The organism is Kitasatospora sp. NPDC056651 (assembly GCF_042792155.1).
Classification (GTDB): Bacteria; Actinomycetota; Actinomycetes; order Streptomycetales; family Streptomycetaceae; genus Kitasatospora.
In genome coordinates, this window is record NZ_JBHTWX010000174.1 from 1 (window position 1) to 9,234 (window position 9,234).

6 protein-coding genes are annotated in these 9,234 nt (G+C 71.6%); all 6 read right to left on the minus strand.

Annotated features, from left to right (window positions below; genetic code table 11):
• Positions 1–1,977 precede the first annotated feature (1,977 nt).
• The 6 genes from ACFRAR_RS37045 to ACFRAR_RS37070 all read right to left on the minus strand — a co-directional run bounded on the left by ACFRAR_RS37045 (position 1,978) and on the right by ACFRAR_RS37070 (position 8,625).
• Complete coding sequence (locus tag ACFRAR_RS37045; RefSeq protein WP_380704554.1) at positions 1,978–2,100, minus strand: hypothetical protein; 123 nt, start codon at positions 2,098–2,100, stop codon at positions 1,978–1,980.
• A gap of 210 nt (positions 2,101–2,310) precedes the next feature.
• Positions 2,311–2,883, minus strand: a complete 573-nt coding sequence (locus tag ACFRAR_RS37050; RefSeq protein WP_380704556.1) for a hypothetical protein — start codon at positions 2,881–2,883, stop codon at positions 2,311–2,313.
• 178 nt (positions 2,884–3,061) lie between these two features.
• Positions 3,062–4,237 carry an endonuclease domain-containing protein gene (locus ACFRAR_RS37055; RefSeq protein WP_380704558.1) on the minus strand — a complete coding sequence of 392 codons (1,176 nt, stop codon included), beginning with the start codon at positions 4,235–4,237 and terminating at the stop codon, positions 3,062–3,064.
• Positions 4,238–4,391: 154 nt separating this feature from the next.
• Positions 4,392–6,125, minus strand: coding sequence for a helicase associated domain-containing protein (locus ACFRAR_RS37060; RefSeq protein WP_380704560.1), 1,734 nt, complete (start codon positions 6,123–6,125; stop codon positions 4,392–4,394).
• 11 nt (positions 6,126–6,136) lie between these two features.
• On the minus strand, positions 6,137–6,922 hold the full coding sequence (locus tag ACFRAR_RS37065) for an ATP-binding protein (protein ID WP_380704563.1): 786 nt from the start codon (positions 6,920–6,922) through the stop codon (positions 6,137–6,139).
• 170 nt (positions 6,923–7,092) lie between these two features.
• Positions 7,093–8,625: a Mu transposase C-terminal domain-containing protein gene (locus ACFRAR_RS37070; RefSeq protein WP_380704565.1), complete on the minus strand. Its 1,533-nt coding sequence runs from the start codon at positions 8,623–8,625 to the stop codon at positions 7,093–7,095.
• Positions 8,626–9,234: the final 609 nt, after the last annotated feature.

Genomic DNA, 9,234 nt, shown 5'->3' on the forward strand with positions numbered 1-9,234 from the left:
TGCGTGGTGTGGCCTCGGCTACGCCTCGGCGGGCGGTGCGGGGTTGGGGGAATTCGCCGGTGGCGAATTCGTGGGCGCGGCACGCGCCGTTGGGGCGGGCGTCTGGCGTCGCTGCGCTCCGCCTATCAGGCGGCTTTTCTCCGGGCCTACGGCCCGTCAACCGGTCGGCATTCCGGTCTTGTTCGGCCGATGTTTTCACGGCCCTACGGGCCGATTGGCTGGCAGGGTTTCCCGGGCTGCGCCCGGGGGTGAGCGTTGACGATGTGACGCGGAATTCGGGTAGCAGCCCATCCCTCCGGACGGGCGGGGTGCCGGCCGGGGCCTGCGGCCCCCGGCGTTGACGATGTGTCGCAGACTTCGGGTATCAGCCACAACCCCACCCCCGAAGGCCCTCCCCCGGTCCCGGCCGATGGCCGGTCCGCCGCCTGGTTGCTGGGCTGACGGCCCATCCTCCGCCCCCGGAGCGGGGCCTGCGGCCCTCGGAGGGAGCCGGTGGGCGTCCGGTCCGGCCGGGCCTCCCCGGCCCCGGTGGCGGGCCCTCACGGACGCCCCGCGCGGCGGCCCCTGACGAGCCCTCAACCGCAGACTCCAGACCGGAATCCGAAGCGTATCCGGCGGCGTTCCACCGGCTTCCGTACAGCTCTATCCTACCGGTTCGCTGGCGGGCACTGGAGGCGAACAGGCACCTCGCAGCGACCGTCCATCACGGCTCTATCCGGCCGCACTCCAGGCGGGAATCCGAATTCCCTCCCGCTCCCTTTCAAGCGGCAACCAGAACACCTTTCGGAGCGCAGCGGTGGGGAATCGAATTCGGGCACCTCAGAAATGGGCCTACGGCCCTCCCATGCCGACACGGCGACCGCCCTTCCTGACCGTCCAGGAAATCCCGCCCAGCGTCACCCGGGCAATTCCTGGAGTGGCGACACCAAACCGAACACCGGACCAGGTCGGGGCGCAGCGGGGCGACACCGAGCGGCCAGGGCGGGCACGGGCACAGCGGCCGGACAGCCGAGACGGGCGCAGCGGGACGGTGGCCAGGGCCAGGGCGCGGCGCCGGGCGACGCGGGCGGGCCGTCGAGGCCGGCCAACCGGCGCCACCCGGTGCAACACGGGGTGCAACACGCCCACCTGCTCCCAGCCACATAACGCCTGGTCAGACCCGCAACACGGCCCCGTGTTGCACCCCGCCGCAACACCGCGTTGCACCCCGCCACCGGCCACCCGGCCGCCGAGCACCACCACCAGGACCAGGCCGTCCAACACGGCCGGCCTTCCCGGGCGGCCACCAGCACCCGGCGGTCATCGGCACCCGGAAGGCGGCCACCACCGAGCACCGGCCGCGGCCCCACCCTCCGGCACCCTCCTGTCGCGCCCGGACCACACAGGGGAACAGGGGTATCCGCCCACGTCACAACACGCGACAGCACCCCATCGCGACAGGCAACGCGACAGCAAGCGCGACAACCCCACCACCAGGACAGCGCCGGGGCGGCCTCCCAGGCCACCACCACCAGAACGACCTCCAGGGCGGCCTGACGGCCACCCAGCCGCCCGACAAGGGGGCAGCGGACGGGCACGGCCTGGACGGCGGCGCGGCACCGGCCAGGCGCAGCAGGCCGGAACGACCCGGACGGCAGGCCCGGGACGGTGGCACCTAGCCCGGGCCATCAAATCGAACACCAACGCCCTCCATCATCCCCACGCCGCAATTCCGACCCGAATTCAGGCCACTGCCGGCAACCAATCCCACAAAATAATTCAACGGAATGTCCGGTGGAATTAACCCCCGAATTCACATTCAAAAATGCCCCGCCGGCCCTCAAGCGGGCCGACCCGGCCCCTGACTCCACCAATAATCACAGATAGTCACCAGAACAGCCCGGTCGCTGACCCTCTCAGGACGCGTCAACAGGTCCAACCAAAGGTCCAGACAACTAAGGCCTATGAGGCCATTTCACGCCCACAGCATCCAGCAGGTCACGCCCTGCGGCTCCTCGCCGGGTCGAGCTTGGCGTGCAGCACGCGGTCCTCCCACCACGGATCGTCCGGAGTGGAGACCAGCGCGGCCACCAGCTCGCGCTTGGGCGGGACCGGCAGCATCAGCGGGCCCAAGTCCTTTGCCGCGCGGGCCTGTACGCACTCGGGGCGCTCCAGCCGGTCCGGCCGGGCCTTCTCCCGCAGCTCCAGCTTCGAGCCCTCCTTCCCTCCGATCGAGCCTCGGCAGGTCCAGCACGGGCGCAGCGCAGCGTTGGTCGCGCGGACCGGACGAAGGGGCAGCGCCCCGCAGGATTGGTGTTGTCGGAGGAGGGGCTAAGCCGCAGGAGAGCCAGCCACCGCTCCGCGCGCGATGCGGGCGCGGCCGTCTGGCGACAGGACAACGAGGTAGTGCCGGTCCGTGTCCTCGACACGGACCAGTGTGATGGAGGTTTTGGCCGCTGCGAGCGCCTCGGCGGCCGGGCCGGCCTCCTCCGTCATCCGGTCGATCCGCGAGTGGAAGCGGGTGAGGTCCTTTGCCGGGCCGGTGATCCAGATCGCGATCCGCGCACCCCGGCGCAGCTCGGCGAGCAGGTCCGTACGCAGCGGCCCGTCTTCGGCTTCCTGGAGAAGCAGGTCGTGCAGGCGTTCCTGCCCGCATGGCTGGGACGGCGCCCCCTCGGCCAGCGCTCGACACTTGCGGCACGAGGCCAATGCCTGCGGCTGGAAGTGGTGCAGGAAGAGCTTCAGGTACCGGCCGCGGATCCCGCACAGGGTACGGCCCGCTCCCCCGGCGTGCTCGACACCGGGCACGCCTTCGACCTCGACCGCGGGGAACTCGGCCGGCTCACGTGCGGTCGCGAACGACCACGTCCCGCCCGAGGCGTCGAAATCAGGAGTGTCGACCATGCCAGGCAGCATGCCACGCCGAGCAGCTCGCCTCCCGTGCGAGGGCGCCGGGCAGCCGCACGACCCACATGCCGCGCTCCTCGACGAGGTGCAGGTTCGTCCAGGGCGGAGGCCAGCGCGGCCGCCAGCTCACGCTTGGACGGGGTCCGCCGCCGCGCGGGCCTACGCGCCGCGGCGCTCAGAGCATCCCGGACTCGGCTGTCCGGGCCAGGATGTGCTCTGCCTCGGCCGCCGTCAGACGCAGACGTGAAGAGCTTCTTTGCCCGAAACAGCGGACCGTGCATTCATATCCGCTGTCGGCGACCTCGGTGACGGACACGCACATGTGCATCGGCACATCGCACCCCTGAAGACCTCGTTCGAGGTGAAGGTGGCGGCGCAGCGCGGCGATTCTGTGGTGCGGTGGCAGGGTGCGGTGGGCGCGGCAGTCGTTGCAGTTCAGGAGGTGCTGCACGCTGCCTTTGCGGGCGAGGAACTCCTTGCCTTGGCCTTCCATGGTGTTGCAGCTGCCGCACAGGGGTCCGCGGATCAGGCCGTGTTCGTGGCAGTGGTCCCAGGCGGCTGCGGGCCGGGCCGGTTCGCATATCGCGCACAGGAAGTCCTCGGCCCGCGGTCCGCGTTCTCGGACGCCCGCGTAGGTGGCTCCTGCCAGTTCCTGCTGGTAGCGGCGCAGTCCTGCGGCGGCGCAGGCGGGGCAGATCACCTTCCAGCCGCTGGTGGTGGATGTGTGCCAGGTCGAGTCCGTGCTGTGCGCGCCGCAGGTGCCGCAGACGTGGCTGCTGGCAGCCAGCGCGGTCTCGGCCTCCTCCCACTGGTCGAGAATGAGAGCGAGGGTGCGCGGGATCAGCCATGTGTCGTGCGACCAGACCAGCGTGGGGACTGGAAGCACGCAGGCGATGGAGTGGTTGGCGCAGCACTGGAGCAGGCCCTCGGGGGTCAGGCCGCAGGGAAGCGCCCACCCGTCGGAGCGGCGCTGGCAGGACGTTCCGCACGAGCAGCCGTTCTTCATCCGCATAACGAAGCCCGCGTGGTCGGCCCAGCGACGGATCTGTTCTCTCCAGCCTGTGCGAGCTGGTGTCGCCGGCTTGGGCTTGCCGGGACTGTGTGGCCGTGGGTCGACGAGGTCGCTGGGGTCCCACGGCAGCGCGACTATGGTGCGCCCGGCCGTGCGCACCTCGGATTCGTCGAACTGCCACCGGTTTGCGAGCTTGTGGGCACGCACCGGCACATGCCCGAAGAAGACGGAATCGTGCTCGGCGAAACGCTTGTGCTGGAACTGCTCCGGCACCGTCGGGACCGGGCAGCCGCGCATCTCCTCGGCCAGGCACTGCACAGCCAGCTTTTGACTGATCATCCGACCAGCCTGCCACCCGGCTCTGACAACGGGCCCGGGTGATCGGCTGATCCGGTCTGGTGGCGCAGCTGCGAAGTTCTGCCGACTGAACCGGGTCGCAACCGCGGGTCCTGGCGCCCTTCCGCAACAGGCTGCGGGTCGCTTCCGTCCTTTGTCAGTGGGGCTGTGGCGGGGAGGTCGTCTGCCAGGGGCCGAGGGCGTCGAGCAACGCGGTCTGCTGGGCAGTGTGCCCTCCGGTGGAGGCGAGGCAGTTCTGCTTGCGTAGCCAGGATCCGGGGCGGAAGTGGGGGTCGCTCGTGTGGCCGGTGCGGTTGACCGGGCCGGTGAGGCTGCCGCCTTCGGCGAGGTAGGCGGTCAGGCGGCGGTAGGAGCGGTTCCAGTCGGGCTCCAGTTGCCAGAGCGGGTCGAGGGCGTCGAGGGCGTGGTGCTGGTGGTCGGTCAGGCCCGCGGCCTTGCGCTGGCGGCGCATCCAGGCGCCGATGGCGTAGCCGTCCAACGTTGCTTTGACGGGGATGGCGAGGTGTCCGGTGCGGGCCGCCCAGGCGCGGGCGTAGGCATGGCCGCGTTCCCAGGCGCCTGCGTTCTTCGACCAGATCATGCCGAGTGCGTCGAGTTCGGTGATACGGGCGAGGGCGAGTTCACCGCAGCCCTTGAGGTGGCGCTGGCGGGCGATCCAGGTCATCAGGGGGCTGTCGTGGTCGGGGTCGGTGGGGTCCAGGTGGTGGTGTTCGGCGTGGAAGGCGGCCGCATCGACGTACATGCGCTCCCACTCGCGCCAGCGCGTGCCCTGTTCCTTCAGTCGGCGGCGCCGCTGGACTGCGCCGGCCAGGTGCGGTGGCAGGTCGGGAATGTCGACGAAGGCTGTCCAGTCGGGGCCGTCCGGCAGCGCTGCGGGGAAGGCGTAGCGGGTTGGGCGCTTCGTGGGGTGGGGGTGCTGGGGCGGGCGCAGTCGGCAGTGCTCGGCGCTCTGCAGCAGGGGTGCCAGGGAGTGCTCGGGCGGGGCGAGGAGGCGGGTGCTGGCGGTGGTGAGGCTCAGGTAGTGGGCGGTGGCGTCCAGCAAGAGGCCTGCCCAGGGCGGGAGTTCGTAGGTGGCGCAGCGGGCGGGGGTTCGGCCGTGGGGTGGAGCGTGGAGGGTGAGGGTGGCGCGGGTGGGGTGGTAGTCGGCAAGGGTGGCAGTGGCGAGGTGGTGGAAGGGCGCGCCGGTGACGAGGGTGGTGGCGAGCGCTGCGGCGTGTTGGGGGTGGGCGAGACGGTGGATGCGCTGGACGGCCTCGCTGGGGAGGCTGTCGAGCAGGGGGCGTCCCTTGGTGCTGGGCGGTGCGGGGGTGCAGGTGGTGCAGAGGGGTTCGGGGATGTCCGACAGGGCGAGGCGGGTCAGGGTCGGGATCGTCAGCCAGTCGAGGCTGGAGGCGCGCGGGATGGGCGGCAGCGACGTGCTCGGCTGGGGGCAGGGCAGGGCGTGCGGGGGCAGGCCTGTGGTGGTCGTGTGCGCTGTCTGGTGCAGGGCCGCGGTGAGGGCGGGTGGCGTGGTGCGGTGGCAGACGAGGGTCAGGTGGATGCCGGTGCGCTGCTGCAGGTCCAGCAGGAGCCGCCAGGTGGGCGGGGCGAGGAGGTGGGCGCGCAGGACAGTCACGTGCCGGGCAGAGGTGGCGAGGATCCAGGCGGCCGTGGCCGCCCACAGCAGGCCGTGGGCTCTGCTCCAGGGGCCGGGCGGGGTGTAGGGCTTGTCGAGGGCGGCCAGGACGTCGAGAGCGAGGTCGTCGGCGCGGGTGGTGCCCGGAGTCGGGTGCACGGTGATACGGCCAGCAGCGGGGTCGTGGGCGGCCAGCGCCGCCCTGGTGCAGGCCGCGTCGTCGCCCGGGTCGAGAGCCAGAGTGACACCGGGCACCGGGCGCGGGTTCACGTGCTGATGCCGATGCGGTCGTAGACCTGGCGCAGCAGGTGCTCGTCGATACGGGTGCCGCCCTGGGCGGCCAGGCCGTCGGTGGCGAGTTTGGTGATGCGGGCCCAGGCGCGGAAGTTGCCGTGCGCGGCCTGCTTGTCGACCAGGGCGATCAGATCGGCGTCCACGCCCTCCCACAGCGGATGGAAGGCGGGGATGGTGGCCAGAACCTCGGGCAGGGTGAGCGGGCGGGCCTGCTGCCAGATGTAGACGCGGGAGGCGAGCATCGGCTCGCGGCGCAGCACCTTCGCGCAGCCGTCACCGCCGGCGAAGACGACGGCGATGTCGGTTGCGGGGTCGTCCCACAGGTAGCGCCAGTACTCGAAGCACTCCCTGGACATCCACTGGGCCTCGTCGCAGACCAGGACGTGGAAGCCGCGGGCCAGGGCGTCTTTGAGGACGGCGTCGAACTCGATCGGGCGTGCGGGCGGCTCGCCGGGAAGTCCGAGCGCGCGGAAGAGCTCGTGGCGGATGTCGCGCGGGGTGGGGCGGGCCCGGAACGCGATCCGGTAGGAGTTGTGCGGTGCGAGCAGGCGCAGCGAGGCGTTCACCGACAGGGACTTGCCGTTGCCGGCCGCGCCGGAGATGCACATCATCGCGCGGGCCTCCAGGGTGGCGGCGATGTTCTCCCGGGCGGTGCGTAGCGCCTCGGTGGCGACGGTGCAGGCGCCTTCCAGGTGCAGGTAGTGATCGGCGCGCTCCGGCGGCAGCATGCCGGGACGGACGGCGGGTGCGGTGGTCACGATGCGGGCTCCTACGGATTCAAGAGATAGGAACGGGCGGGCAGATGGGGCCGGTGGCGGGTCTGAATGGGGTCACGGCCCGGCCGGCCGGGCCAGGGCGACGAGCGGGGCTTTAAACGGGTCGTAGGCGGACACGGGTGCGACTGCGGTGCGGTGCGGACTGCGGCCGTTCAGGCCCGTGGATCCGCTGGGTCGCCGTCGGCGCGCTCGGGCTCGGCATGCGCCGTGGTGCGGGGCAGGACCCATCCGTCCGGGACCGGGGCGTGCGGGAGCAGCCCGGGCAGGGCCAGCGCTTGGAGGTCCCGGCCGTCGGCTGCTGCGAGTTCGGCGTCGGCCTCGGCTGCGGTCAGGGTGGCGAGCGGGCGTGGCGGGGCCGGGGTGGTCGCGGCCGCGAACCGCCGGCGGCGCAGCTTCTCCGCGGCCTTCAGGTCCGCGCGCAGCCGGCGGGCGGCGGCGGTGCGAGCCGCTCGCAAGGCGCGGACCTGTTCCGGGCTCGCCTGCTCGGCGAGATGAGCGGAGCCAAGGTGGCGGCCGGTGGACGCGTCGAATACCTCGATCTCGCCGACGTGGTGCGGGAGATGGCGAAGGCGGACCTTCGTGCCGGTGTAGCCGACCATCCACGGGGCGATGTAGGCATGGCGGCGCCAGGAGATGCCGTTCGTGGTGATCGTGCGGGTGCGGCCGTCGTCCTCCAGGGCGAAGAACGCGAGGTGCTCGGGCGGGACGTCGCGCAGGGGCGTCGGGTCCGCGTTCCAGGCTTCGAGGGGGGTCAGGCCGCCCAGGCCGGACGGGTGGTGCTCGGTGTTCCACCAGCGCACCCAGTCCAGGAGCAGCGCGACGAACGCGGCGAACGTCAGCGGCGGCGCGTCCGGATCGGCGAGCCGGCCTCCGGTGAGTTTCTGGCGGTGGGTGTAGCACGGCAGGGAGACGAGGAACATCTCCTCCACAGCGTCGTTCAGCGCCTCGACCGTGCCTTTCAAGTACGGGGTGTAGGCAGGCAGGTCATGCACGGGGACGGCGAACGCGCCCAGCGCGGCGGTCACCGTGGTGGACAGGAATTCCTTGCCCCGGTCGACACGAACCAGGGCGGGTAGGCCCCCGGCGGGGCCGAACGGTTCGGTACGGGTGATCGAGGCGCGCAGCGCGGCCAGCACCGCGTCCCTCGACGGGGCGTGCGGTGTGACGGCCAGGCCGAGGATGTACTTGGTGGCGCAGTCGATGAACCACGTGATCCACGGACACCCCAACTCGCCCTCGACATCGATCTGCACCGGCACGTGCTTGTGGTCGCCCTCCCAGCACGCGTTCCTCCACAAGGCCGGCCGCTTCCCGAACACGTCGTGCGCCCGGCGGGCCGCCTCCCCGCCGCGCAGACCGGCCCGCTCCCCCATCGACAGGTCCCTGCGGACCGCCCGCTGCAGGGCGCGCAGCGACGGAACGCAGGCGGTGGGGTCGTCGGCGGCTTGGGCGGCGAGCTCGCGGTGGACCGCGGCGGTGTTCCCGCCCCAGAACGCCAGCAGGCGCCGGATTTCCGGGGTGACCGCCGTGCGCTCGCGCGGCCGGGCCGAAAGGCGCCCTTCCGTGCGGGCGGCAGCCAGCCAGTACCAGACCGCCCTCTCCGTCACCCCCATCGCGGATGCCACCAGCCGCACATGAACGGTCGTCAACTCGCCCCGGCTGTCCAGATCCATCAGCCGGGCCACCGATCCCTCGCGCCCTGCTGCAGTGGCCGGCTGGAACTGGCGCGGATCAAGCGGCGGGGGCATGCCCTGCTGTTCGGGTCTCACAGCCGCCTCCGGTCCACTGAAAGAACGCCGTCGTCTGACGAAGGCGAACTGTCCCGCGGACGCAGAGCCCATCCCGACACGCCGACCAGCACCACACGATGGACGGAACCACCACGACACCGTGTTTCAGCGGGAGCGGCGCATCCGGAAGCCGGTGTCGTTGGCAGCTGGAGCCTTGGGTTGAGGACGACGGCATCGTTCAGCGGCACGACGCTGCTCGTGCGGTTGTCCCTGGGACACTGCCGCCAGGCGCGCCTCGTCAGCGCGCCATGGTCTACTCCCCCGGGGCCTACACAAGGACTCTAAGCTCCCCGCGATCCGCGGTCAGCCCGGCTGTACGCGGCCATGCATCCCGGTTGGCGATCGGCCCCATGCGCGGCCGACGGGTCCGCGGTGCCGAGCGCGGCACATGTGCGGACGGCCGGGTCCTTGAGGTTCCCCCGTTGAGCGGGAGGTGGTGATTACCTGGTCAGGACGGGTGTGGGTGGTTCGATGGCCACTTGTTCGGCCGTCGCCTGGTCGGCG